We start from the raw sequence: 26,302 nt of genomic DNA, 5'->3' as shown, positions 1-26,302 counted from the left end.
ATGAGAGCCTCCTCCACGATGCGCTGGCGCTGTCTTTTCCTCTTGGGCCTGCTCAGCCTCCCTTTTTGCCTTCAGGCCCAGTCGGTGGGCCAGCCGGTGCGGCCTCTCGCCCAGGATGAGGTGACGCTGTGGGAATCTCCGGATCCTCGCAACGTTTATGGTTATACCCCCGGCCTCTGCCGCCTGCCTTCGGGACGCCTAGTGGCCACGCATGAGGTCTCCTCCACCGGCAAGCCCGTCGGTCCCGAGGCCAAGCCCTTGCACGAGGCCCGCATCCTCACCAGTGACGATGGTGGCAAGACCTGGACGCACCGCGCCAATTTCGACATGAGCTTTGCCCGCCCCTTTGTCGCAGGCAAATCCCTCTACATCCTGGGTCGCCGCAAGAAGGTAGGCATCATCCGCTCCGACGATGACGGCGTCACCTGGAGTCAGCGCGTCTTTTTGAACGACGTCGGCATCTGGCACCAGTCCGCCTGCAATGTCCATTTTGCCAAGGGCAACGTCTATCTTGTCATGGAGAAGCACGCCCCGAAGCGCGGCATCCAGTCCTGGCAGGTAGGGGATCTCGCCCCCGTGCTCATGCGCGCCAAAGCCGATTCAGACCTCACCGATCCGAAGAACTGGACCTTCGCCAGCGAGCTCGTTTTTGAAGACATCTGGGATGCGGAGAAGAGCAACTACTTCGGTCTGCCCTTTCATCCGGTGGATCGTAAAAAGGCCACCTTCCTCGTGCCGCCCAAAGGTCGCAGCATCGCCCCCCTGGGCTGGCTGGAAACGAACGTCGTCCAGTTCACAGACCCGGATCACATCTGGCATGATCCGCAGGGCAAGACCTTCCATCTCTGGATGCGTGCCCACACTGGCTTAACCAATTATGCCGCCATCGCGCAGGTGAAGGAAAATGACGATGGCAGCATGACGACCTCGCTGGTGAAATCACCCGCAGGCCAGACCATGCTCTACGTGCCCTGTCCCGGCGGGCAGATGCGCTTCCACATCCTGTGGGATGAAAAGACAAAGCTCTACTGGATGCTCGGCTCCCAGTCCACCGACTCCATGGTACGGCCAGACCGCATGTCCACGGAACGTTGGGGCACACCCGACAATGAACGCCATCGCCTAGTGCTGCACTTCTCCAAAAACATGGTGGACTGGTGCTTTGCAGGCCTCGTCTGCGCCGGGGCCACCCCCAAGGAATCCCGCCATTACGCCAGCATGTGCCTGGATGGGGAGGACCTCTGCATCCTCAGCCGCAGCGGCAATGAAAAGGCCCGCTCCGCCCACAATGGAAACCTCATCACCTTCCATCGGGTGAGGAAGTTTCGCGATCTCGTTTACTGAATGGCTGGATTTAAAGAAAGTTACAGCGATTTGCACCTTTAGGATTAAGGCAGTTTCATCTAAACAACGCACCACTTTCCAAAATGAAAATTTCAAGATTCACTTGGTGTTTAGTTGCAATTTTAGCTCTGCTACAATCCACCCATGCCGCAGATGCCACGAGCTCATGGAACACCAAGCTGCTCAAACAAAAACCCGATTGGTATTATGGATCCGAAGCTCGTGCTGCGGCTCAAACGGTGTTGCTCTACCAATCAGCCGAAGGTGCGTGGCCAAAAAATCACGATTTATTGAAGCCACCTTCTTCGGCAGAAGAACTCGCCAAGATTCAAAAAGAAAAAGGCAATACCATTGATAACGGCTCGACAACTGCCCCCTTAAAATTTCTAGCTTTAATCGCAGAAGCAGGGGGTGGAGAGCTGTACCAGACAGCGGTCATTAAAGGAATAGATTACCTGTTAGCCTCACAGTACGACAATGGTGGTTTTCCACAGTTCTATCCCCTGCGCCCTTCTGGATATTACTCCCATATCACATACAACGACAACGCCATGATTAGCGCCCTCGAGTTGTTGCGGGACGTTGCAAGCCGAAGGCCTCCTTTTACTTTCGTCGACGATTTGCATCGTGAAAAGGCAGCTCAGGCAAATGAAAAGGGGATCAGTTGCATTCTGAAAACTCAGATTCGAGAGAATGGCAAGCTCACTGTCTGGTGCGCGCAGTACGATGAAGTCACTCTAGAGCCAGCTTGGGCACGAAAGTATGAGCCGCCCTCCCTTTCTGGTAGCGAAAGCGTGGGGGTGGTTCGTTTCCTCATGGAAATCGAAAAACCTACGCCTGAAATAATCGCATCAATTGAAGCAGCCATCAGTTGGCTAGAGGCCGCCGCAATTAAAGGAGTTCGGCTAGAAACTTTTAAAAATGCCGAAGGTAAACAAGACCGTCGGGTTGTGGACGACGCCACAGCCAGCCCAATGTGGGCTCGCTTTTATGAATTGAAAACACATCGTCCTCTCTTCTTGGGACGTGATTCTGTCTTTCATAACAGCATCAGTGAGATTGAGTATGAACGTCGCAACGGTTATTCCTATTACGGCACCTGGCCAGCCTCTTTATTGGAACGAGATTACCCCAGGTGGCGGTCTAAACACGGTTTCAAGTGAAGAGTATTAAGCTGTTTAAGCGCAGAGTGGCCGCTGCAAGCTGGACCTCTTTGACTGGAACCAGGACGGCCTGCTGGACCTGATCATCGGCACCGCCCGGGTGAATTCCATCCCTGACCGTGAGACCGGCCTGCCCATGCCCGGTATCGCGCCTAAGACGCTCGGCACCCCGCTGCTGATGCTGAACACCGGCACGGCGGAGAAACCCCGCTTTGCCCGCCCCGTGCCCTTTCGGGATGAAAACGGCACCCTCATCCAGCCCGGCGGTGCCCATGAAACCGGGGCCGTGGGAACCTGCCTGGGCGGTGCGGGGCCTAACCTGCTCATCTGCAACGAGGCCGGCCGCCTATTCCTGCTGCCAGGGAAGAAACTCCTCGTGAAGTGACGGAAGCGTCAGAGACACGCCCACGGCTTCACGCCGTCTGCATTTGCAAAAAGCGCAGTTTCCCCCATCTTGGCAGCCCTTTTATGCCTGAACTGCCCAAGACCTACACGCCGAGCGAAGCCGAAGAACGCTGGTACCAGCGCTGGCTGGACGACAAGTGCTTTGAAGCCGACCCGGCCCGCGTCAGCGAAAAACGTCCGGCTTACTCCATCGTCATTCCGCCGCCGAACGTCACGGGCATCCTCACCCTGGGCCACGTGCTGAATAACACCATTCAGGACATCCTCTGCCGCCGCGCCCGCATGCTGGGCAAGGAGGTGCTGTGGCTGCCCGGCACCGACCACGCCGGCATCGCCACCCAGAACGTGGTGGAAAAGACCCTCAAGAAGCAGGGTGTGATCAAGCATCGCGACGACCTCGGTCGCGAGAAGCTGGTGGAAAAAATCTGGGAGTGGAAGGAAAAGCATGGCGGCATCATCATCCAGCAGCTCAAAAAACTGGGCGCGTCCTGCGACTGGAGCCGCGAGCGTTTCACCTTCGATGACGACTACAACCGCTGCGTGATGCAGGTGTTTGTGGACCTCTACAAAAAAGGCCACATCTACCGTGGCAAACGCATGGTGAACTGGTGCCCCTCCTCCCTCACCGCGCTGAGCGATGAGGAAGTGGAGATGAAGCAGCAGAACGGCTTCATGTACCATTTCAAGGTACAGGTGGTGGAGGAGCCGGACACCTGGCTGACCATCGCCACCACTCGCCCTGAGACCATCCCGGGCGACACCGCCGTGGCAGTGAACCCGAACGATGAGCGCTACAAGCACCTAATCGGTAAACACATCCGCCGCCCGCTGCCGCTGGAAAACCAGGCCGCCATCCCGATCGTGGGCGATGAGCACGTGGATTTCGAATTCGGCACCGGCGTGCTGAAGGTGACCCCGGCGCATGACAAGGCCGACTTTGAGATCGGTCAGCGTCACAATCTGGAGATCATTGATGTGCTGCATCCGAATGCCGTGCTGAATGATCTGGCAGGGGTGGACCTCGCAGGGCTGGATCGCTTCGAAGGCCGCAAGAAAGCCGTCGAGATGCTGAAGGAGATGGAGGCCCTTATCAAAGAGGAGCCGCATCAGAACAACGTCGGTTATTCCGAACGTGCCGGCGTGCCCATTGAACCTCGCCTCAGCGAGCAGTGGTTCCTCAAGTACCCAAGCGTGCAGGCCTCCCAGGACGTGGTGGCCCAGGGCGAAATGAAGTTTTACCCCGACCGCTGGGCCAAGGTGTACGACCATTGGATGGGCGGCCTCCAGGACTGGTGCATCAGCCGCCAGGTGTGGTGGGGCCACCGCGTGCCGGTGTGGACGAAGCGCATCGCGAACTCAAACCCAATTAACTTTGGTCTCGGTGAAAATATTGGGAAAACTCTTTCCCAAAAACTTTCTTCTTCTGAAGATAAAGAGATCCGATTTGCGGATGCACTTACTTCCTCTGGAACACCCCTAACAGTATTTGACTTGAAGAAGTTGGAGGATGGTGGGTTGGAATTGAGCGTTGCCACTACTCAGCCGAGCGACATACAGGCTCTGGAGCACGCAAGCTTCACCCAAGACCCCGACGTGCTCGACACCTGGTTCTCCTCCTGGCTGTGGCCGTTTGCCACCATGGGCTGGCCTAACAAGACGGATGAACTGAAAGCGTTTTACCCGACCACCGATCTGGTGACCGGGCCGGACATCATTTTCTTCTGGGTGGCCCGCATGATCATGGCGGGTTACGAGTACATGGGTGAGATGCCGTTCAAGAACGTGTACTTCACCGGCATCATCCGCGACAAGCAGGGCCGCAAGATGTCGAAGTCCCTTGGCAACTCACCAGACCCGCTGGAACTCATTGCCACCTACAGTGCGGATGCCCTGCGCTTTGGCATCATGCGCAGCGCCCCGCTGGGCCAGGACATCGCCTTCGACGAGAAGAACGTGGAGCTGGGCCGCAACTTCTGCACCAAGTTGTGGAACGCCTCGCGCTTCCGCCAGATGCAGGGCGGCAGCACGGAGACGGAGATCAATCCAGAGCTGCTCAGCAGCGATGACAAATGGATCCTCCTGCGCCTGAACACCGCCATTGCCGAAGTCACCACCGCCCTGGAAGAGTACCGTTTCAGCGATGCCACCGGCACGCTCTACCGCTTCTTCTGGAGCGAGTACTGCGACTGGTATGTGGAGGCTTCCAAATCTGTCTTATGGAGCACAGGCGTCCCGCCTGTGGCTTCAGAAAACACAGGCGGGACGCCAGTGCTCCATGATCAGCGCAAGGCCAACACCCTGGCCGTGATTGACTTCGTGCTGGGCAACACCCTGCGCCTGTTCCATCCCTTCCTGCCCTTCATCACCGAAGAGCTGTGGCACGGCATGGGCTTCAATGAAGACCTGCCCGAAAACCAGGGTGGCAAGAGCATCATGTTCGCCCCCTGGCCGAAGCCTCTGGACGCCGATGAACTCGCCTACTTTGGCATCCTGCCGGAAGACGAAAAAACGGCCAACGAAAAGTATGAAGCCGTCAACCTGGGCCGTGGCCTGAAGAGCAGCTTCAACATCACCAAGAAGGTGCGCTTCGTCCTCAAGCCGAACAGCGAGCTGCCCGCGCACGAGATCGAAGTCCTGCGCATCCTGCTCAATGCCGAACCCCTGGATGTGGATGCCGCCTACGCCGCGCCGAAAGGCACGCCGAGCGCGCTCACCCCGCTGGGCACAATCTACCTGCCGCTCGACGGCCTCATTGATGTGGAAGCTGAACGCGCCCGCATCACCAAGGAACTCGACAAGGCCAACTCCGAACTCCAGAAAGTCTGCGCCAAGCTCGCGGATGAAAACTTCACCGCCAAAGTCCCGCAGAAAGTGCTGGATGAGCATCAGCAGCGGAAAGCCGACTGGAAAGAGAAGAAGGCGAAGCTTGAGGAGATGATGAGTGCGCTCGGCTGACGTGGTCAGCAGTCAAGAGGGTCAATGGTCAAGAGGTCAAAAAGGTGACGGGCATCCGCTCTCCCTCTTGACCTTCCCTTGACCCCTTGACCCCTTGACCTCCATCTCCATACCCAAGTAACCTCTCTTGACCCTTTCTTGACAGCCGTGCCTTGACCTCTTGACCTCCCTCCAAGCCTGCCTCATTTCGCACCCTCACCATCCCACCATGTCCTACCAAAAAAACGCCGAAGCCCAGGGAATCGTCTTTGAAAAGCAGACTCCCGGTTACCTCAATCTCTGCATCAAGTCTGGCAACCAGCTCATCACCTCCGGCCACGTCAGTGACCTCAAGGGCAAGCTGGGCGATGGCACCACCGTGGACGCAGGTTACCAGGCCGCCCGCAACTGCGTGGAGAAGATCCTGAAATCCGTCTGGAACACTCACGGTACGCTGGATGGTCTGCGCGTGATCAAGGTGCTCGGCTGCGTGAACTCCACCCAGGACTTCACGGATCAGCACCTCGTCATCAATGGCGCCTCCGATCTGCTGCACGTGATCTTTGGCAAGGATGGCGATGGTTACCACGCCCGCAGCGCCCTCGGCTTCGCCCAGCTTCCCACCGGGGCCGCCGTGGAAGTCGAGGCCATCTTTGAGATCGTCGACTGAGTTTAAAAGCCCGCCGTTTTTCACCCGCGTTCCTTCTCAGGGACGCGGGTTTTTTGTGGGTGGATGGTTCCTGCAAATTTCGATGTCAGGCCACCAAGCTAACAAGGTCGCTGCTTGATCGTAAGTCGGATGTGTCCGTCGCGGCCTTAAAGTAGCCCGCTCAGTCCCTGAGCGGATAGCAGTGTCGCTGGGTCACAGACCTGCGCCTGACCGAAGACGCATGCACAGGGTGCCATCGGCGCGATGAGGCTGGAAAAGAGTGATTGCCCAGGGCTTCGAGGCAGCTATCCGCACAGGGACTGTGCGGGCTACTTTTCGGCGAGATCGTCCTGGTCGCGTTTCGCTAAAGATGGTTAGGCGGAGCTACGCCTTAGCCTCGTCCTGAGTCTCTTCTTCACGGTCTTCTTCCCTTTCAGCAGATTCGGCGTCAGGGACCTCGGCGATTTCTTCAGGAGCGGAGTTTTCGTCTTCGGCGTCGGCTTCCTTCACAGCGTCTTCTGCCGGAGTATCGGAGGGTGCGGCGGCTTTTGTCTTGGCTTCGGGAGCGTCGGCTTTTTCCAGTTTGCCTTCCGCCGTGAATTTCATGCCGGCGACTTTGGCCGCCTCGGCCGCAGGGCCACCGAAACCGAGGAGCATGGCCACCTCGTCCTGCATCTGGGCCAGTTCGTCCAGCCGCAGTTCGGGGTCGCGGATCATGAAGACTTCGCTGGTCTTCTTGTTCTCGTAAAAGAGCATCTTGCCCTGCTCCGTCTCCTTGGAGGCCGTGGGGCTGAGGATGCGTTTGCGCTCCAGCATCAGGGCTAGGATGTAGCGGGCATCTTCGGTCTGCGGCTCGTCTTCTTCGACAAAACGCTGCAGCAGGGCCATGGCGCTTTCCTTGCTGGTGACTTCGGGCCGCTGCTCGGTGACGTGAGGCGTGTAGGTGGTGCGCCAGTAGGCGATGGGGGTGCGTTCGGCCAGCTCCGCCTTCCAGGCGTCCAGGCCCACATCGCGGCGCAGGTAGCCGCCAGTCTCAGGATCGAAGTAGATGGCGGTGTGGAACACCTCGCCTTCCACGAAAGGGCGCCCGGAGAGGGCGCATTGGTGGGAGCGTGAGCGGATGGACCAGTTCTGGATCATCGGGAGCGGAGAACGGAGTTAGGCGGCAGACCTGTTGCGGGGCCGGGCGAGCTGCACCTTGCGCTTGCTGAGGAAGCCCAGGGAAAGCTTGGGCAGGTCCTTATTCTGGGAGCGGTAGTGCAGCAGCAGCACGCCGAGGACGCCGAACAAAAGATGCGGAATCCAGGGGCTGAACCAGGGGGGGAGATGCCCTCCTTTGCCCAGGTTCAGGCACAGGTTGTTTAGGAACAGGATGCTGAAGAAAATGAAGATGGAGCCTGCGATGCCGCCCACTGCGCCACGGCGGGAGTAGGCGATGCCCAAGGGGGCTGCCACCAGGGCCAGGGCAAAGCTCTGCCAGGGCATGGCAAAGCGGTGGTAGTAATGCGCCTGGAAGGGGGCCAGTCGCTCGGGGCTGTCCTTCGGATGGGCCTTCAGGTAGGAGACGATTTCCGGCACGCCCATGTAGTCAGGCTTGAGAGCATAGCTGACCATGCCCCAGGGCGTCTCTTCAAAGTTCTTCACCTCCAGTGAATGGCGGCCTTCGGCATCCAGGGGGAAAGGTTTGATCTCGGTCGGCTTGTCATCGGCATAGAAGACTTCCTGGCCATCGTAAAAGCGCCACAGCCCGCCGGGCCACCACATGGCGGAGTCCGCATGGATGACGTGGGCCACTTTGCCATCTTTGCCCACTTCCCGCACCTGCACGCCGCGCAGGCGTTCGCCCCGGAGAGAGAAGGGCAGGGAGGCGACATACCACACGCGGTCCGTCACGGGATCCCGGTGCAGGACGGAGGAGGCCATGATGGAATCCTTTTGTTTCGCCCCCAGGGCGCGCATCACGGCTTCGCGATTGCCTTCGGCACGCGGGGCCCAGTGGTAATTGGCGGCCAGACTCATCGTCGCCACGGTGATCACCACCACAAAGATGGGCTGCAAGATCTGCCCCACACTGCGCCCGGCGCTGAGCATGGCCACGATCTCATTGGCGCGGGACATTTTGGTCAGCGTGTAAAGCACCGCCAGCAGGAGGGAGGCGGGCATCACCGAGACAAAAATGAAGGGCACGATGCTGAAGTAAAACTTCACCACCCGGCCCAGGCCCGATTTGGCATCCTGGAATTCCTTCAGGTTGTCCAGCAGATCCATAATGATCCACAGGGAGCAGAACGCGACAAAGCAGAAAACCAGGGGAGCCAGGAAGGTGCGCAGGGTGTAGCGCTCCAGCGCGCCGCTGCGCACGTAGTAGTGGATCAGCAGCGGCACACAGATGCAGGCGACGTAGATCATCACCATCTTCATCCAGTAGGCCGTCATGGCCAGGGGCTCGCCCATTTCCGTCATCTGCATGGCCCCGAGCTGGTGGGCAATGTCTGAACTGATGGCCCATGCGGCCACTGAAATGGAGGCCACCCATGAGGGAAAGACCAGCTTGGGCGGATTTCCCCACTGGCGGAGGAGAATGAAAAGATACACGGCACCGCCCACCAGCATCCAGCTATCCAGGTAGGGCAGCAGCAAGCTCACCGTTTTCAGCACCGGTCCGGCGGGGCCCACACCCTGCTGGGCGACAAGCTTGCCCGCCTGAATGTCGTAACCGGCGACTTCGGGGGGATGATCCAGGTGATGTCCCTGGGTGGCCAAGAGGATCATGACCAGCAGCGCCAGGGAAAAGGCCGACCGCCCCAGAAATGGCCACGTGCGTACCCGATGGGCGACTGCGCGGAGCTTTTTGAGAAATGGGTAGAGCCAGGTCATGCGTGCGGACCCTCAGAGATGGCGAGGATAAGCCCGGAGGCAAGGGCAGAGGCACACCCCCGGACGCATCTGAAGGGGCCTAGGAAAAAACGAAGGTCGGCATCCCGCTCTCAGGCCGTTTGGGCCAGCCTCTTTTCGACCGCCGCAGCGACCTGCTCCGGCGTGACGAGGGTCATGCAGTCGTAGTGGCCAAAAGGGCACTCGCGTTTGAAGCAGGGGCTGCACGGCACGTGGTGGCGGATGACGGTGTGCTGGGGGCCGAGTGGACCCGTAAGCACGGGCTCGGTAGAGCCAAAGATGCTCACCGTGGGCACGCCTAGGGCAGCGGCCAGATGCATGGTGCCAGTGTCGTTGGTGACCAGGAGCGTGCAGGTGCGCAGTTGCTCGATGAGGCCAGACAGCTTGGTTTTCCCCACCAGATTCACATGCGGGACCTGAGGGCCGACCATTTGAGAAAGCTGCTCCCCCATTGCTGCTTCACCAGGAGCACCGAAGAAGGCCCACTCGATCTGCGGATGGCCGACGGACACCTGTTTCATCACGGCGGCAAAGCGGTCCATGGGCCAGCGTTTGGCCTGGCCGTACTCCGCCCCGGCACAGATGCCGATGCGCAGGGGGCCGCCTGCGGGCAGGGTATTCACAGGCAGGACGGCATCCCAGCCATCCGTCTGCGCTCCGCAACTGCGTGCCACATGCAGGTAACGCAAGGTGTGGTGCATGGGCGGGCCTTCGACTTTCTTTGGCTCCTTGATGATCTGGGTCAGCAGGCGGGAGCGCAGGGAACCTTTGTAACCGACGAGGCGCGGGATGCCAGCGAGCCAAAACTCCAGGGTGCTGCGGGTGGAATTGGTAAGCAGGATGGCGGCATCAAAACGGACACCGGTCTTTTTGATGCGACGGGCCACGCTGAAGAGGCCCTCCTTGTTGTCTTTGCCAATGTAGCGATCCACCTCGGGCTGGGATTCCCACAGCTCGCGGAGTTTTTCCGGGCCAAAGACGGTCAGCTTCAGGTCCGGACGGCCCGCCTTCATGGCACGCACCGCTGGGAAGGCCATGCAGGCATCGCCCAGCCAGTTCGGGGAGCGCACCAGGAGCTCAAAGGGCTGCAGACGGGCGGGATCGTACCCGGCGGGGAAGGCGATGCCGCGTTTGTAGTCGTGCAGGAGGAAGCGGGGTTTCGGTAGCTTCCAGCGATTGTGCACCCAAAACCAGTTTTCTGGCTGGCGACGCACCATCTCCTCCACCCGGCGATTCATCTCCGTGGTGAGGCCTTCCACCGTCTGCTTGGCCTCAGGGGACACCACGGGGGCGCTGCACACCATGCGCCAGCGGCCAGGGCCGTCATCGTAGATGGCCAGGGGCATCAGCACCCCACGGGCGCGATGGGCCATCATGGCCGCGATGGGTGTGGTTGAGGCGAGCCGATCAAAAAACGGAGCCCACACGCCGTGGTCGCCCGCGTGCTGATCCACCAGCACGCCCAGGCAGCCGCCTTCCTTCATGTGTTTCATGGGGCCGGTGAAACCATCCTGGCGATCAAAAAGCGTGTAGCCCAGCTTGCGCCGCCGGCGGATAAGCAGGGCATTCAAAAACGGGTTCCGCAGCGGCTGGTAAACCGTGGCTGGCTGGCGACCGAACACAAACAGGGACGGCACCTGGGTGAGGATCTCCCAGCAGCTCAGGTGGCAGACGAGGTAGAGGATGGGCTTGCCCGCCGCCATGGCCTCATGCGTGTGGTGGATGCCCTCCACTGTGACCCGCTTTTCCACCTCGGCCTGGCTCATCATCGGCAGCTTAAAGCCACACAGGACATTGGAGATCAGGGACTGAAAGTGGGCCTTGGCCGTGTGATGGATCCAGTGCTCCTTTTTCTCGCGGCCAAAAGCGATGCGCAGGTTGTGCTTGGCCAAGTTGCGATACTTCGGCGAGGCGTAAAAGCCAATGGTGCCCAGGATGCGTCCCAGGTACCAGACCATCTCCACCGGCAGCAGCCACAGCAGGCATTCGATGCAGCGAAACAGCGCATACACCAGCCAGTGGCTGATCAATTGGAGCGTTTGGTTCTTCGGTTTCCTGGATTTGCCCATGCGTCGAGCCTCCTATGGCTCAACGCATTCCGTTGCGCAACCTCCGCGCACAGCCGGGCAGGGGATCAGCTCCACCCCATCCACTCTTTCAGCACCTTCAGGTCGCGCAGGTGGGCCTCGCGGAATTCCTTGAGCACGGCGGGGCTTTTGGCATCGCCTTTCAGGTACTCCACGTGCAGGGAGATGGGGCCGGAGTAGCCGTTTTTGACGACCATTTTAGCAAAGTCTGGACTCACCTGCCCCTGGCCCAGCGGGCAGCCTTCGGCCTTGCGGCCCTTCCATTGGAAGTCCTTGAAATAAACGCTGCCCCAGTGCCCTTCGGTGAGCTTGGCATTCATTGGCCAGGAGTAACCGCCCTCGAGAGTGGCGTGAAAAATATCAAACACGAAGGCGAACTGCGCCGGCGTGTACTCGCGCATGATGGAGTACATGTCCCAGATGGGCGCGGCCACGTAGTCCTTGCCGGAGTGGTTTTGAAACAGGGGCTGGATGCCCAGTTCGGAACTGAGCTGGACGAGGTCCTTGATCTTCGGTTTGATCTCCTGGAGCTGCGGCCAGATAGGCTGGGTGAGATCGTACTTGAAGTAGTTCATGCGGTAGCGCTTCACGCCCAGGGCGGCGGCGGTGCGCAGGACTTTTTCCGTGTGCTGTTCGGCACTCACTTCATTGATCCCGGAGGTCATGATGGTGAGTTCTAGCCCCTGCTTTTTCAAGGCCTCGACAAACTTCGGCAGCTCTGTCTCGATGGCTTCGGGCTCCACGTGGCCTTTCGGGCGGATGGGGGCCTCGATGCCGTCCATGCCCATTTCCGCAGCCAGACTGGCGATGTCATCATAGGACAGGCCCTGGAGGTGCTTGGTGAAAAAGCACAGCTTGTTCGGGCGAGCCTTGGCCGCCAGGGCCGGGGTGCTGCTGAGGGCGAGAGAACCGCCGATGAGGGCGGCATTTTTCAGAAAGGAGCGGCGGTCTTGCATGGTGGTAGAGGAAACCCAGGCCCAGCCTAAATCTTGCAACCCTTCATGCAAAGCTTTGCAGCGGGTAAATGCACACATCCACCCCCGCAGAGCCGATGATGTGGTCTGGCGGCGTGGCAGGCACCGGCAGGCCATTGAGGGCGAAGAGTTGCGCATCCCACTCGTCCAAGGTCACCTCCGAGAGAGGATACGGGCGGTGATGTACCCGCCCCAGGCGCAGCCCACTGGGTGTTTGGGAAAACAGCAGGTAACGCTCCGTCAGGAAGAAATCCAGGCTCCCAGGTTCAGCCTCGCGGGTCTCCTGTGACAGACGATAGCGAAAGGTCGCGGTGTGGTCCTGCCCCAGCCGCTGGGACGTGTAGGTCACGCCGCCATCCGGGCTCACGTGCTGGCTCATTCGCGCCCTCTGGTAAGGTAGGTGGAAAAAGGTGCGGGCGATCCACACGGCAATGGCCTGATGGCAATCTAGCGAATAGAACCACACCCCAGGCCGTCCCTGGGCATCGTGCACATAGGTGCGGAGATTCAGCTCTAAAAAATCGCTGAGGCCAGGTACCGTGGGGAGAAAACGCGGACGAATGCCGCGCATGAAAAAAGGCACCACCGCCACCCAGGCGTGGCCATCGAAGGTATCCACCGTCAGCCCCTCCGGCAGGGTCTTCTGGATCAGCGCCGGGTCCATTTTCCAATGCAGAAAAAGGAGCTGCTCCCACCGCTGGAACATGATCCTGGGTAGTGCTGGTGCCAGGCGCTGGCCGTTGCGGAGTTCCGGGGTGGGGGTCATAGCTCGCGACTCGGCCCGTTTTCAGCAGGAGCTAGGACAGCACCGGATTGCTTTCCACCAGGGCGTACACTTCCACGGGCTCAGGCTGGCCTTTAACGGCGTGGATGCCGACGTTTTTGTACTCTTTGGCACCTTCGGACCAGCCTTCAACGAAGGAAGAACCGGCCAGGACTGGGACCTGGAGCTTGCGGGTGAGGCTCTCGATGCGGAAGGTCACGTTCACGGCTTCACCGACGGCGGTGTTGACCCCACGGCCCATGGCACCCAGGGCCACATCGCCGATGTTCAGGCCGACGTGGCAATAGACTTCCATGTTCATCTCGTCGCGCATCATTTTACGCACGGGAGATTCGCTAGCTTCCGGGCTGCTCAGCAGGCGCGCGGCCTCGGTGGCTTGGCTGCGCATTTCTTCGCTGTCTCCCACCCAGTAGGCGAAGACGCCATCGCCGATGAATTTATCAATGATCGCCCCACGGGGTTTCAGGATGCGCTCGCAGTCCGCATACCATTCCCGCAGCATGGTGGCCACCTGCTCCGCACTGAGCTGGGCGGAGATGCTGGTGAAGTTGCGCAAGTCTCCCACCAAAAGGGTCGCCTTCACCGTGCGCATGGGCAGGGCGATGGTGTGCAGCATCTGGGTGCCGCTGCCGGTGTTTTGAACGTGGTCGCCCTCGTCTGTTTCGAAAATGAAGATGCAGGTGCCCAGCTGGATGCGGTCGCCATGGCGGAGGGCGCGTGCCGTGGTCACCGCCACGTCGTTGACGAAGCTGCCATTGGCGCTGCCGAGGTCCGAAACCCAGTAAAGATTGCCATCCCGGCGGATGGTGGCGTGTTGCCGGGAAACGCCTGCATCCGTGAGCCGAATCGTCGCATCCGGGCTGCGGCCCAGGAGAGTGAAGTCCTCGAGTGAGTACTCCACTCCTTTATCGTGAGCTCGGAGAAAGGCAGGCATGATGATTTAGTCGGACAACTGTTGAAGCAACTGGCAGGCGGGAAGTCAAGCCCGCAGGCGGAAGTTTTCCGAAATACGTCCATTCCCCGGCACTTGAGCCGTCAATGGACGCATTTCTGCTCAAAGTTGTTCGAAAAATCAGTCTCCAATCTTTATTTCGTGCCAGTAGGCGAACTCAAAGTGCCAGTCGGTGGCCTGGGCCTCCAACTTCACGGTGATTTTTTGTCCCGTGAAGGGGCTGAGATCCACCGCCACCTCCTTCCAGCGCGGCTTCTCATGGTCCACGGTCATTTCTTTGACCACCTGGCCGTTCACCCGGGCGACGAGTTTCCAGTCTCCCCGGTCATCCGCCGCCACAGCGAAACGCAGGCGCGTTTTTCCCGGTGCGACGTTGAGTATACGCTCAAAGCTGGCGGGTTTCTTGCGGTCCTCAAAGGGGTGAAACATCAGGACATTGCTGCGACCGTAGTAGTCCGCCAGTTTCACCGGAGTGCGCTCGAAATCGGGCGCGTCCACCTTCCAGTCCGGATTCCACAAACTCACGCTTTCCCAGTCAATCGCGCGCCAGTTAGTCTTGGGCTTGCCTGGGGTAGCCGGAGCGGCTTCGACCCCACGAGTGAGCAGGTCTTTTTTCTCTTTCGTCAGCGGACCCTCTTCGGGTGGCGCTAGGATGTACCAGATCATGTCCCGGAACATCTCATCCGGCAGCGCCCCAAAACCCATGGGCATGAGGCTCTGCTTCGTATTCGTCAGAGTGGCCACCTGATCACGCGACACCGTTTGCGCGGCCCCGCCTGCGCCCAGCAGCTTCACATGGCTGGGCGTATCCTCCACCATTCGTCCGGCGAGGGTGCGGCCATCCTTCGTCGCCACGATGATGTTTTCATAGCCGTTGCCGATGATCTGGTTGGGATCAATGACATTGGCCAAAAGGGCATCCAGATTGCTGCGTCCGCTGCCGATGAGGTCTGGCCCCACCTTTTGGCCACCCCCGTGGAACTCATGGCAGACCATGCAGGTGGCCTGGAACATCAGCTTGCCATTGGCTAGGTTCGGCTCGCCCGTCAGAGCGGCTTTTTTCTTCGCGGCAATGAGGGCCTTCACATCCTCCGAGGAGTCTTTCCACACGCCGATGACTTCCCCCGCGCGGGTTTTGATCTGCGGGTCTGAATGGTTCGTCAAAGACCGCGCCACCGTCATGGGCAGATCCCCGCGCGCCACCGTGCCTGCGGCCATGGCCTCCAGCAAAGCGCGCGACCACACGGGCCGCGAAGCCAGCGACTCCGCCGTGGCGATGCGCTCCTGCGGATTCAGCGCCTTCCACAAACCCAGGGCATCCTGGGCAAAGGCGTCGCCCCCCAGATCCACCGCCGCGCGCATGGCCTCAATCATGAGGGCAGGCGCAGGTTTGTTTTTCATCAGCGTCGCATAGCCTGCCTTGGCGGCCTCCGTTTTGACCTGACGCAAAGACTGCAAAGCTGCCCGACGCGCGCTGACAGACTGCTTGCCGTCGAGCAAGGTCTGCACCACCTGACCAATCGCTTCGGGGTCACCCCACAGAACGGAAAGCTGCTGCGCCTGGGCCTTCACCTTGTCATCCTTATGGTTACGCCATTCAGAGAGACTGGCGGAGGCATCCAACGTCGGTTTGATGATGCCGCCTTCCTGGCCTTTCACCAGGCCTTCGAGTGCCTGTGCCAGCAGTGTGTCATGAGCCGCGATCTTTTGACAGAACTCAAGGGCGAGATCGAGGTTCTCCGCCTTCCGCGTGTCGCACAGGCGGCGCATGGCCTTTTGATAAAGGATGGTCAACTTCATAGGTTCTTTCGCCAGCCAGTCGAGCCAGGGACCGGCCATGCTATCAAAGTCCCGTTCCATGGCCATCCAGACGGCAAAAGCTACGAGGGGATCTTTCTTTGCCGCCTCTGATTTGACGATCACAGACAAAGCTGGTTCAATAACCCCATAAGGCATGGTCCATCCGCGCCTTATTTGATTGGCAGTGGATTGACTGAACATGTATCGGGCGGCGTAGGCGACATTGTGCAATCCCGCCGCATCACTCTGCCGTGCTATCTCGGCCAGATTGTTGCTTTCCCATGGGCGATAGGCGTCCGCCAGCCAGCGGGCTACCCAATTGCGGATGACGGGATCTGGGTGCCTGACAAACGAAGCGGGAGTGCTGCCATCCGGGACCGTTCGCTTGGCCCATGAAAAGTCCTGGCGAATCATCAGGGTCCAGAAGGCTTCGCGAGTAAAGGGATCGCTACCACCCTTGGCAATGCGATCTTCCAGGAGTTTCCTTTGATCGCCCAAAGAATCGGCTTCCACCAGCATCCTCCTCGCCATCCGCCGCATCCAGTTGTTCGGATGTTCCAGGGTCTTCACCAGATCCGCCGTGAAGAGTTTTTTCAGGTCGAGATCCGTCTGAGGTCGGGATGAGTGATCGGAGCCGGCTTGGGCCCCGCCCACGTATTCGACCCGCCAGATCCGGCCCCGGTCCCGGTCCACGCCTTCAGGGTTCGCCTTGGCATTTTGGTAGCAGGGATACTTGTCGCACCAGTCCATGACCCACAGGTTTCCATCAGGCCCAGTCTGGGTGGAAACGGGACGGAACCAGCCGTCGTTAGCACGCAGGAAGTCGCGGCGGGGTTCGCACTTGAAGGTGGCACCCACAGGTGTCAGCACCTCCTCATGGATGGCGTTGTCATGGATGTTGCCAATGAAGGCATGGCCATGTGTGTCAGCCGGATAGACACCGCCCTGATAAATCTGCACGCCGGCATAGGCGGCGCGGAAGTGTTTGTGCTTCACGATGCTGGGAATCAGCTCATAGGAGTAGGGGTTCTCTGGTGCACCACCTTGGCGCACATAGATGCCACCGGGAGCCATGTGGAAGAAGTGGTCAATGACACAGGCGCTGATGAAAAAATTCCCCGCCGCATCGTAGTCGCAACCCCAGGGATTGCTGGTGCCATCGGCAAAGACCTCGAACTCCCAAGGTGAGGCGGGCACTCCTGCCTGCCCGTTTTCATGTTTGGTGGATGATGATGTCTGCCCTCGCAGCATCCGCGCGCGCCCAATGCCCGCATCAAATTTAAAGCCCTCTTTTTCCGGTTGCCCGGGGCGGCGCACCTTGCTGTTGGTGAAGACCCCGTGGGTCATGTAAAGCCAGCCGTCCGGGCCCCAGGTGAAGCTGTTCACCAGCTCATGAGTGTCTTCGCGGCCAAAGCCCGTGAGGCACACGCGCCAGGCCTCGGGTTTGTCATCGCCATCCGCATCACGAAAATGAATGAGGTGCGGTTGCTGGCCCACATAAATACCATCGTCCCCGCACAGGATGGCGCTGGCGAGGTTTAAACCCTCGACAAAAACCGTGCGCTTGTCCGCCACGCCATCGTTGTCGGTGTCTTCCAGAATGATGACACGATCCCTCGGGATCGCCCCCTTGGTCTGAGGCAGAGGATGGTATTTGTCATCTTTCACCTCACCGCCAAACGGCGCGGGATGTTCGGACCCATTCGGGTATTCGTAGGCTTCTACCACCCACAGGCGGCCGCGATGATCCCAGGTCATGGCCACGGGATTTTGCACCATCGGCTCATGGGCAAAACAGCGCACCTCAAAGCCCTCGGGAACGGTCATCTTTGCCCGTGCCTCTTCCGGTGTGGGGCAGATCTCGGAGGCCGGGGTGTAAGCCCCCACCAATTCCTTGGCATGGGCGCTGCCCAGGGTCAGCCCGGAGGTCAGCAGCAGTAAAAGGGACGTCTTCATGGTTGAATGGAAGAGTACCGACTTTCGCCTGAGAGCTAACAGACAAATTTTGGGACAAATCGGCCATTCGCATTCATCCCAACACGCTTTGTGCTGGCGCAGTGGGCGCGCGGCGTATGGTATCCCATGCGGTTTGTTTTCCTTCTTCCTCTTTGCGGGCTCAGCCTGTCGCCTTTGCTGGCGGCGGATTGGCCTCAGTTTCTCGGTCCTCAGCGCAATGGCATCGCAGCAGCGGAAGAGCCTGCTTTAAAAGGTCCCTTCAAGAGTGCGCCGGATCAGCTTTGGGAAAAATCGGTCGGGGCGGGATTTGCCGGCCCCGTCGTCAGCGGCGGCAAGGTGATCCTCTTTCACCGCGAAGGCAGTGACATGACCACGGAAGCGGTGGAGGCCAAGACGGGCAAACCCCTGTGGCGCACCACCTATGTGACCGACTACGTGGACAGCTTCGGTTTTGACAACGGCCCACGCGCCGTGCCCGCGGTGGTGGAGGGGAAGGTCTTCACCCATGGTCCCGAGGGGCGCGTCACAGCGCTGGATCTGGAGACGGGCAAGGAACTGTGGGCCTATGACACCGCCTCTGCCGTGAACTCGCAGCCGGGTTTCTTTGGCCGTGCACCCTCCCCTCTGGTGGTGGCGGGAAAAGTCATCATCGCCGCGGGTGGCAGCCTGGACGACAAACCTGCGGGCCTCATCGCGCTGGATACCCAAACGGGCAAACTCGTCTGGAACAGTGTGGAAGATGAAGCTGGTTATGCCTCCCCGGTGATGCTGGGCGAAACCGTGCTGGCCTGGATGCGTAACAAACTTTGGTTAATCAATCCAGAGACCGGTTTTGTGCTCGATTCCCTGCCCCTGCGCGCCAGCATGGAAGCCTCTGTGAATGCTGCGACTCCCGTGCCCTGCGGGGAGGGCCAGTGGTTTGTCTCCGCCGGGTATGGCGTAGGGGCGAATCTCTTCAAGATCACACCGTTTCAACAGCCTGCTTTTGAGGCGGTGTGGCAAAAACAAAAGACGCTGGACTGCCACTACAGCACACCTGTTTTTAAAGACGGGCATCTATACGGCTTCGAGGGTCGCCAGGAAACGGGGCAGACGCTGCGCTGCATCGAGGTGGCCACAGGCAAGGTCTGTTGGGACTCTCCGGGCATCCCCGGCGGCACGCTGCTTCGGGTGGCGGATCAGCTTCTCGTGGTCACGGAGCAGGGCGAGTTGTGGATCGTCAAAGCCTCCCCAGATAAGTTTGATCAAGTGGCCACCGTGCAGATCCTGCGCTCCAGCCACCGCAGCCATGCCGCCTTTGCCAACGGCATCCTGTATGCGCGGGATACGGAAAAGGTGGTGGCCATCCGGCTGGGTGCGGAGTGACAGCATTTGCCCTGCCGCCATCTCCGGCCAAAGTGCGACCATGTCTCTCAGCCGTTTTTATCTTCCCGCCTCCGAATGGAAGCCAGATGCCCTCAGCCTGACTGGGGACGAGGCCGCGCACTGCGCCCGGGTGCTGCGCAGGCAGGTGGGAGATGCGGTGGAAGTCTTCGATGGCGAAGGTCGCGTGGCCCAGGCCGTGATCACGGTGGTGAGCAAGAGCAGCGTCCAGTTACGCCCTACCTCCGAGACCCGGCATGAGCCCCTGCCCTATCGCATCCATCTGCTGCCCGCCATGATCAAGGCCGAGCCCTTTGAGTGGCTGCTGGAGAAAGCCGTGGAGCTGGGCGCAGCCAGCATTCAACCCCTCGTCACCGAGCGCACCGTGGTGCATCTCGCGGGCGAGCATCTGGACAAAAAGATGGCCAAATGGCGCCGCCACATGATCGAGTCCGCTAAGCAGTGCCACACCCCCTTCGTCACCCGATTGGAAAAACCCCGCCCCTTTGCCCAAGTGATCGCCAGCCTGCCCCAAGGTAGCCTCAAGGTCCTGCCCGCCCTCAGCGAGCATAGCCGCACGCTGCACGGCATCGCCAGCGGTCATCGCGAGGCCTACATCGCCATCGGTCCTGAGGGAGATTTCACCCCGGCCGAGGAGGCCCTGGCCCAGCAGCATGGTTTCATCCCCGTGACGCTCGGCTCCCTGATTTTACGCGCCGAAACTGCCGTGGTCTCTGCCTTGGCGGTGCTGGGGCATGAGTTTGGGAAATCTTAAAAACCTAGCTGCCAAAGGCCAAAAGCAGGCTTTGTTGAGGCACCTACCTCATTCATGTCCACACCCGCACTCGATTGGCTCTACAGCACGCAACTTTACGGCATCAAACTCGGCCTCGAGAATGTCCATAAGCTGCTGGAAGCCATGGCATTGCCGCAGGCGGGCATGAAGTTCATCCACGTGGCGGGCACCAATGGCAAGGGCAGCACCTGTGCCTTCATGCACGCCATTTTAAAGGAGTCCGACATCAATGCCGGCCTGTTTACTTCCCCGCATTTGATCCGCTTCAACGAACGCATCCGCGATGCTGAGCGTGAGATCTCCGATGAGGAACTGGAAGCAGGCCTGACCAAGATCCGCACCCTGGTGGCCGACTGGAATCCGCACCCGACGTTTTTTGAAATCGCCCTGGCCCTGGCGCTGGATTGGTTTCGCCTGCGCGGCAATGAATGGGTGGTGCTGGAGACGGGCCTGGGTGGCCGCCTGGATGCCACGAATGCCATCACACCCGAGGTCAGCGTGCTGACCCGCATCGGCCTGGATCACCGGGAGCAACTGGGTGATACGATCGCCAAGATCGCCGGTGAAAAGGCAGGCATCATCAAACAGGGCGTGCCCGTGGTTTCGGCCCCGCAGGAGGAGTCGGCCCTGAAAGTGATCGAGCGCACCGCCAAGTCCCTGAAGGCCCCTTTCACCCTGGTGGATGGTCCTTTGTCGAATGTGAAGTTAGGTCTCATGGGACCTCATCAGGCCTGGAATGCTGCGCTGGCCCTGGAGGGACTGCGGGAGGCAGGCATCCGCGTGCCCGCCGTCGTGCTAGAGTCAGCGCTGCAAAAGGTCCACTGGGCCGGGCGTTTTCATCAGTTGGAAGAAGGCCACGTCATCGTGGACGGAGCCCACAATGGCGATGCGGCCCTGGCTCTGGCCTGGACCTGGAAGACGGAGTTCCCCGGCAAAAAAGCCACCATCATTTTCGGCGGATCGACGGGCAAGGATCTGGTGGACGTGATGTGGCCCCTGGCCGAGATCGCGGAACGCTGGGTGCTCACCCCTTTTCAATCCCCGCGCTCCGTGCCCGTGGAGACCCTTTCCGAAGCGCTGGCCGAAGCCATGGCGGATGCCGAAGGCGACATCGAATCCATGGAGGCCCGCAGCCTGGACGATGCTTACGAGGTCGCGCGTCAATTCCCTGAGCGGGTGCTGGTCACCGGTTCTTTATTCCTGGTGGGTGAGTTTCTCAGCAAGGTCACCACCTCCGGAACTTACCAGCCCAGCGGCCAGTAGTCACAGCAGTTCCTTCAAGCCAGTCCAGCGTTTCCGGCTTTCCTGCCTGCCCACGGCCATGCCGAGGGCGCGCGCATCCCCCACCAGCACCACCAGCTTTTTCGCCCGTGTGACGGCGGTGTAAATGAGGCTGCGCTCCAGCAGCACGTAGTGCTGGGTGCTCACGGGAATGATGACGCAGGGAAATTCGCTGCCCTGGCTTTTGTGAATGGTGAGGGCGTAAGCCAGTTGCAGCTCATCCAGTTCCCCAGGTTCATAGTCCACCAGGCGATCTCCCTCAAAGCGCACACTGAGTTTCAGGGGATCTGTCTCGATGGTGACGATGTGGCCGATGTCTCCATTGAAGACTTCCTTGTCGTAGTTGTTGTGCGTCTGGATCACCTTATCTCCCACCCGGTAGATCGTTTGGAAGCGTTCCAGTTCATACTTCATCTCATGTGCCGGATTGAGGGCGGCTTGCAGAGCCTCGTTGAGGCTGCGCGTGCCTAACAAATGACGATTCATCGGCGTCAGCACCTGGATGTCCTGAATGGGGTCAAATTTGTACTTCGCGGGCAGGCGCTGGTGCGCCAGTTGCACGATGAGGTCGCGGGTTTCTTCGGCGGACTGAGTCTCCAGGAAAAAGAAGTCGCTCTCCCGCTGCGGTTTTAGGTCCGGCACACGACCGCGATTGATCTCATGCGCACTGGTGATGATGCGGCTGGTGGCGGCTTGACGGAAGATTTCCGTCAGTTGCACGCAGGGTACCTTGCCACTGCCGATGAGGTCATTCAGCACCATGCCGGGGCCCACGGAGGGGAGTTGGTCCGCATCGCCCACCAGCAGCAGGTGCGCCCCCGCTGGCAGGGCTGAGAGAAACTGCGCCATCAGCGGCGCATCCAGCATGGAGCACTCATCCACCACAAAAAGGTCGCCCGTCAGCGGATGGCCATTGTGCCGCCCCCAGTTGCCCAGGCCCTGATATTCTAACAAACGATGCAATGTCTTCGCCTCCAGGCCGGTGCTTTCATTCAGCCGTTTCGCCGCGCGGCCCGTCGGGGCAGCGAGCACCATTCTGACCTTTTGATCCCGCAGCAGCGTGAGGATGGTACGCAGAATGGTCGTCTTACCCACACCCGGACCGCCAGTGATGATGAGGCAGCGATTTTTCAGCGCTTCTTTGACGGCGCGCTGTTGGCTTTCAGCCAGCACCTTGCCCGTATCCTGGGCAGCCTTCGCCATCGCGGCATCCACATCCATTCGAGGGTAAGCGGGCGGGAAAGAAACCAGGGTGGCGATGGAACGGGCAATGCTTTGCTCCGCCGCACGCAGGTAGGGCAGGTAAAGAAAGCTCTGCCCATTTAGCGCATGGCGCTCCAGTTGCGAAGTGGTGATGAGCGTTTCCACCTCTGGCTGCAACAACGAATCAGCCGCGCCGAGGAGCTGCGCCGTCTGCTCCATGACGCGCCCTTCCGGCAGGCAGCAGTGGCCGCTGCTGGCCGCCGTCTCCAGCACATGCAGGATCCCTGCACGCAATCGCTCCGGGGCTTCTTTGGCCACACCCATCTGATGCGCAATGCTGTCCGCCGTTTTAAAACCGATGCCGTGGATGTCCTGGGCGAGGCGATAAGGATTCGTCGTCAGCACGGACAGCGCCTCTTCTCCATAGGTCTTGTGGATGCGCAGCGCCCGCGAGGAACTGATGCCATTCTGATGCAGAAACAGCATGATGTTATGCACGGACTTCTGCTTCATCCACGATTCGCGGATCTCCTGCCGGCGCTTTTTGCCGATGCCCTCCACGCCTTCCAGTTTCGAGGATTCGTTCTCGATGATCTCGAAGATGCCTTTGCCAAATTTCTTCACCAGCCGCTTCGCATACGCGGGCCCGATGCCTTCGATCAAACCGCTGCCCAGGTACTTCTCGATGCCCTCGCTCGAGTCCGGCCGTGTCAGCTTCAGCGTGTCCGCTTTAAACTGCTGCCCATAGTCCCGCGTGGCCTCCCAGCGGCCCTCGGCTTCAAACTGCTCGCCCGCCACCACGCGCGGAGATTTGCCGATGAGGCTCACGGCCTCCCGCCGCCCCTGGGGGATCACCTTCAGGATGCAGTAGCCCGTGTCTTCCGTGTGATACACCACCCGCTCCACCAGCCCACGCAGGGTCTCAGTGGGGGCAGGGTTGGCATCGCGGTTCATGTCCGCAGATTAACGTGAACAGTCGCAGAATCGCAAATCTTCAAATGCCCCTCAGCCTCGGTTTACCCACAGCCAAATCCCGGCCAGGATGAGCGCACCGAGAGCGATCAAAACCAGACGAACCTGAAGCTTCACCCGTTGTAGGCGCCGCTTTTCACGCGGATCATTGTCAATCTGCTCCAACTGCTCCATCACCGCGCGCACTTGCTCGTCCACAAACTGCGGCTTTTGCCCTGCCTGGATCTCCCGCGAAATCGCCTCCAGCGTGTCTGGCTTCAAGTAATGATCCGTCGTGATGAGATGCCGCGCCCGATCCTCCAAACCTTCAGGCACATGCCGACACCCCGGACAGGCCTTCCAGGCACCCGTTTTCATGCGTCCACATTCCAGACAAACAGCAGCGGTCATAGGTCTCTCTATAGCTCGATTCCGATCAGCGAAAAGTCATCCGGCAAAGTCGTTCCGCATCGGGTCAAGGTGGCCGCCCTTAAAACAGAAGCCACCTCAGAAAAGGCGTCTGCTTCGAGAGCGTTTTTGACGTTCTCGTGACCTGCATATTTCCACACGCCGTCCGTGACCATTAAAAGTCGAAGCTTCGGAAACAAAGGCCGCGTGAAGATTTCAAAAACTGCCTCAGCACTGCCTACGGGTGGATTTTTCCGCTGTTGGATGGTCAGCTCCTCCATGCTGCCTAGGCGAGTCGTCGCATACACTTTTGAATCTCCCGACGAACCCCCGATGAGGGAACTGTGATCGAAGACCACCGCAATGAAAGTGGTGAAACCTTCCGTCAAAGCGACCGCTTGATCCACTTGATGGAAGAGGTCTTGTTGGGTCTTTTCATGGAACAAGTCGCGGCTGGAAAGACGCGCCGCTTGCTCATAATAAGAGGTGCAGGCCGTCTGAGCTGCGACGGCCCCATTGAAGCGACCTCCCTGCCCGTCGGCGATGCAGGCGATCCATACTGAGTTATCCTGGGGGTGCGGGCGCATGAGAAGGAAATCCTCATTCTCCTCGTCGCCGCCTGCTTCAGTGTGGGTGTGATGTCGCATTGGCCAGATATTCATCCCATTCACGACCTTCGGTAAATCCAAAAAACATCCCGGTTGCGAACTCGCTGGTCATTACACATTCGGCCTTTGTCTGGAATCTGTGTGTCCCGCGTTGCCGTTGGCACAAGATGCGCTAGCATCGGCCCACCTCTCACTACCTATGGATCTCCTCCCTCTCCTCGCCGCCAATGTCTTTGACATGTCTTGGGTCTCCAGCCCGGAGGCATGGATCGCGCTCGCCACCCTCACGGTGATGGAGATCGTCCTGGGGATTGATAACATCGTCTTCATTTCCATCTTGGTAGATAAGCTGCCCATGGCCGAGCGCGCCCGCGCACGCTTCCTGGGCCTCGCCTTTGCGATGATCACCCGCATTTTGCTGCTGCTCTCCATCACCTGGGTCATGCAGCTCAAAAACCCGCTCTTTGCCGTTTTCAGCCATCAGATTTCGGGCAAAGACCTCATCCTCATCCTAGGCGGCTTGTTCCTGCTGTGGAAAAGCACGAAGGAGATTCACCACAAGATCGAAGGGGCCCACGAAGAGGCTCACACAGCCAGCAAGGGCCGCGCTGCCCTCAGCTCGATCCTTATCCAGATCGCCATTCTAGACATCGTTTTCTCGCTGGATTCCGTCATCACCGCCGTCGGCATGGTGGATGACATCATGGTCATGGTCATCGCCGTGATGATCGCCGTCGGCTTCATGATGGTCTTCGCCGGCACGGTGAGTGACTTCATCAGCAGACACCCGACCGTGAAGGTGCTGGCCCTTTCCTTCCTCTTGCTCATCGGCACCACGCTGATCGCGGAAGGCTTCCACGTTCACTTCCAGAAAGGCTACGTCTATTTTGCCATGGCCTTCTCCATCATGGTCGAGTTCCTGAACATTCGCATGAAGAGCAAGGCCGAGAAAAAAGCCGCAGCTCTGGCCGCAGGGAAATAATTTCCCCACTCACCGCCGCGTTTCTTTGAAAAACCCCGGGCCGATTTGGCCTGGGGTTTTTTATGCTTATTCACTGCGTCATTCTGACCATTGAGTGAGACAGGAGGTTTCTATATTAGTGCCAAATTGGCTTTAATAATGGCCACTCTACAAAATAGATTTCATTCAATCCATTGATTGCCAACAGATTAAATCCTGATGCTCCACTTTGGCACAGACGATGCACTACTCTCTAACCGTCTTAACCAGACACAATCAACAAACCCAAACTCATTCAAACCTATGAAACTCGCACGTTACACTCCTTCCTTTGATCTCGGTCGAGTCGCCGACTTTGACCAATGGCTGCGTCATCCGTTTGCTGGTTTCCCCGCCGTGGGCCAGCTCCTCGGTGAATTTCTCCCTGGCGCTGCCGGTCGCCTCGCTGCCGATGTCTATGAGGACCAGGACAACTACTACGCCCGTTTTGAACTTCCCGGCGTGAAGAAGGAAGACGTGAAGGTCGAGGTCCACGACCGCCTCCTCACCGTTTCCACCCAACGCCAGACGAAGGCCGAAGGGCAGGAGGAAGCCTACAGCCTCAGCCGCTCCATCTCCGTTCCGGAAAGCGTCCGACCCGATGCTATCGCCGCGAAGATGGAAGATGGCATCCTCACCGTGACCCTGCCGAAGCAGGAAGAGCGGAAACCCAAGCTCATCCAAGTCAACTAACCCTCACCCCAGGGAGCGCGGGCACACCGCCCGCCTCCCTTCTTCACCCAACCTCGA

At 59.5% G+C, this 26,302-nt stretch carries 20 protein-coding genes; 10 read left to right on the top strand and 10 right to left on the bottom strand.

Annotated elements, in window-relative coordinates:
• From ABEB25_RS06110 to ABEB25_RS06090, 5 genes are all read left to right on the top strand, one after another.
• Positions 1 to 1,344 carry a beta propeller repeat protein gene (locus ABEB25_RS06110; RefSeq protein ID WP_345735499.1) on the top strand — a complete coding sequence of 448 codons (1,344 nt, stop codon included), beginning with the start codon at positions 1 to 3 and terminating at the stop codon, positions 1,342 to 1,344.
• An 83-nt stretch (positions 1,345 to 1,427) separates the two neighbouring features.
• A complete protein-coding gene (pelA, locus tag ABEB25_RS06105; protein ID WP_345735498.1) occupies positions 1,428 to 2,507 on the top strand; it encodes a pectate lyase in 1,080 nt (359 codons plus the stop codon).
• Between the two features lie 100 nt (positions 2,508 to 2,607).
• A complete protein-coding gene (locus ABEB25_RS06100; RefSeq protein ID WP_345735497.1) occupies positions 2,608 to 2,892 on the top strand; it encodes a hypothetical protein in 285 nt (94 codons plus the stop codon).
• Between the two features lie 83 nt (positions 2,893 to 2,975).
• Positions 2,976 to 5,867 (top strand): valine--tRNA ligase, encoded by a 2,892-nt coding sequence (locus tag ABEB25_RS06095; RefSeq protein WP_345735496.1) that lies wholly within the window; start codon positions 2,976 to 2,978, stop codon positions 5,865 to 5,867.
• 208 nt (positions 5,868 to 6,075) lie between these two features.
• The gene (locus ABEB25_RS06090; RefSeq protein ID WP_345735495.1) at positions 6,076 to 6,516 is read left to right on the top strand and encodes a RidA family protein; all 441 of its coding nucleotides are present in this window, start codon (positions 6,076 to 6,078) and stop codon (positions 6,514 to 6,516) included.
• Positions 6,517 to 6,879: 363 nt separating this feature from the next.
• Here ABEB25_RS06090 and ABEB25_RS06085 read toward each other — a convergent pair whose 3' ends face one another.
• The 7 genes from ABEB25_RS06085 to ABEB25_RS06055 all read right to left on the bottom strand — a co-directional run bounded on the left by ABEB25_RS06085 (position 6,880) and on the right by ABEB25_RS06055 (position 17,943).
• On the bottom strand, positions 6,880 to 7,635 hold the full coding sequence (locus ABEB25_RS06085; protein WP_345735494.1) for a hypothetical protein: 756 nt from the start codon (positions 7,633 to 7,635) through the stop codon (positions 6,880 to 6,882).
• Positions 7,636 to 7,653: 18 nt separating this feature from the next.
• Positions 7,654 to 9,372 (bottom strand): LptF/LptG family permease, encoded by a 1,719-nt coding sequence (locus ABEB25_RS06080; RefSeq protein ID WP_345735493.1) that lies wholly within the window; start codon positions 9,370 to 9,372, stop codon positions 7,654 to 7,656.
• A 110-nt stretch (positions 9,373 to 9,482) separates the two neighbouring features.
• Positions 9,483 to 11,459 (bottom strand): lipopolysaccharide heptosyltransferase II, encoded by a 1,977-nt coding sequence (waaF, locus tag ABEB25_RS06075; RefSeq protein WP_345735492.1) that lies wholly within the window; start codon positions 11,457 to 11,459, stop codon positions 9,483 to 9,485.
• A gap of 65 nt (positions 11,460 to 11,524) precedes the next feature.
• Complete coding sequence (locus ABEB25_RS06070) at positions 11,525 to 12,433, bottom strand: sugar phosphate isomerase/epimerase family protein (protein WP_345735491.1); 909 nt, start codon at positions 12,431 to 12,433, stop codon at positions 11,525 to 11,527.
• A gap of 43 nt (positions 12,434 to 12,476) precedes the next feature.
• Complete coding sequence (locus tag ABEB25_RS06065) at positions 12,477 to 13,217, bottom strand: YqjF family protein (protein ID WP_345735490.1); 741 nt, start codon at positions 13,215 to 13,217, stop codon at positions 12,477 to 12,479.
• A gap of 31 nt (positions 13,218 to 13,248) precedes the next feature.
• On the bottom strand, positions 13,249 to 14,169 hold the full coding sequence (locus tag ABEB25_RS06060; protein WP_345735489.1) for an FHA domain-containing protein: 921 nt from the start codon (positions 14,167 to 14,169) through the stop codon (positions 13,249 to 13,251).
• Positions 14,170 to 14,307: 138 nt separating this feature from the next.
• The gene (locus tag ABEB25_RS06055; protein WP_345735488.1) at positions 14,308 to 17,943 is read right to left on the bottom strand and encodes a PVC-type heme-binding CxxCH protein; all 3,636 of its coding nucleotides are present in this window, start codon (positions 17,941 to 17,943) and stop codon (positions 14,308 to 14,310) included.
• A gap of 126 nt (positions 17,944 to 18,069) precedes the next feature.
• On the opposite strand from ABEB25_RS06055, the gene ABEB25_RS06050 reads away from it, so the two are divergent.
• From ABEB25_RS06050 to ABEB25_RS06040, 3 genes are read left to right on the top strand one after another with little or no spacing between them, the layout of a single operon-like run.
• Positions 18,070 to 19,308 carry a PQQ-binding-like beta-propeller repeat protein gene (locus tag ABEB25_RS06050; RefSeq protein ID WP_345735487.1) on the top strand — a complete coding sequence of 413 codons (1,239 nt, stop codon included), beginning with the start codon at positions 18,070 to 18,072 and terminating at the stop codon, positions 19,306 to 19,308.
• A 40-nt stretch (positions 19,309 to 19,348) separates the two neighbouring features.
• Positions 19,349 to 20,080 (top strand): 16S rRNA (uracil(1498)-N(3))-methyltransferase, encoded by a 732-nt coding sequence (locus ABEB25_RS06045; RefSeq protein ID WP_345735486.1) that lies wholly within the window; start codon positions 19,349 to 19,351, stop codon positions 20,078 to 20,080.
• A 54-nt stretch (positions 20,081 to 20,134) separates the two neighbouring features.
• Entirely contained in the window at positions 20,135 to 21,364 is a 1,230-nt protein-coding gene (locus ABEB25_RS06040; protein WP_345735485.1) for a bifunctional folylpolyglutamate synthase/dihydrofolate synthase, read from the top strand.
• On the opposite strand, the gene recD2 is transcribed toward ABEB25_RS06040, so the two are convergent.
• From recD2 to ABEB25_RS06025, 3 genes are read right to left on the bottom strand one after another with little or no spacing between them, the layout of a single operon-like run.
• A complete protein-coding gene (recD2, locus tag ABEB25_RS06035; protein ID WP_345735484.1) occupies positions 21,365 to 23,539 on the bottom strand; it encodes an SF1B family DNA helicase RecD2 in 2,175 nt (724 codons plus the stop codon).
• A 51-nt stretch (positions 23,540 to 23,590) separates the two neighbouring features.
• Entirely contained in the window at positions 23,591 to 23,947 is a 357-nt protein-coding gene (locus ABEB25_RS06030) for a hypothetical protein (protein WP_345735483.1), read from the bottom strand.
• Positions 23,948 to 23,955: 8 nt separating this feature from the next.
• Complete coding sequence (locus tag ABEB25_RS06025; protein ID WP_345735482.1) at positions 23,956 to 24,633, bottom strand: SpoIIE family protein phosphatase; 678 nt, start codon at positions 24,631 to 24,633, stop codon at positions 23,956 to 23,958.
• A 157-nt stretch (positions 24,634 to 24,790) separates the two neighbouring features.
• Between ABEB25_RS06025 and ABEB25_RS06020 the strand changes: the two genes are divergently transcribed.
• On the top strand, positions 24,791 to 25,534 hold the full coding sequence (locus tag ABEB25_RS06020) for a TerC family protein (protein ID WP_345735627.1): 744 nt from the start codon (positions 24,791 to 24,793) through the stop codon (positions 25,532 to 25,534).
• 282 nt (positions 25,535 to 25,816) lie between these two features.
• A complete protein-coding gene (locus tag ABEB25_RS06015; RefSeq protein WP_345735481.1) occupies positions 25,817 to 26,245 on the top strand; it encodes an Hsp20/alpha crystallin family protein in 429 nt (142 codons plus the stop codon).
• Positions 26,246 to 26,302 lie beyond the last annotated feature (57 nt).

This window comes from Prosthecobacter algae (assembly GCF_039542385.1).
Taxonomy (GTDB): Bacteria; Verrucomicrobiota; Verrucomicrobiia; order Verrucomicrobiales; family Verrucomicrobiaceae; genus Prosthecobacter; species Prosthecobacter algae.
This window is presented reverse-complemented; position numbering and strand designations above follow the sequence as displayed.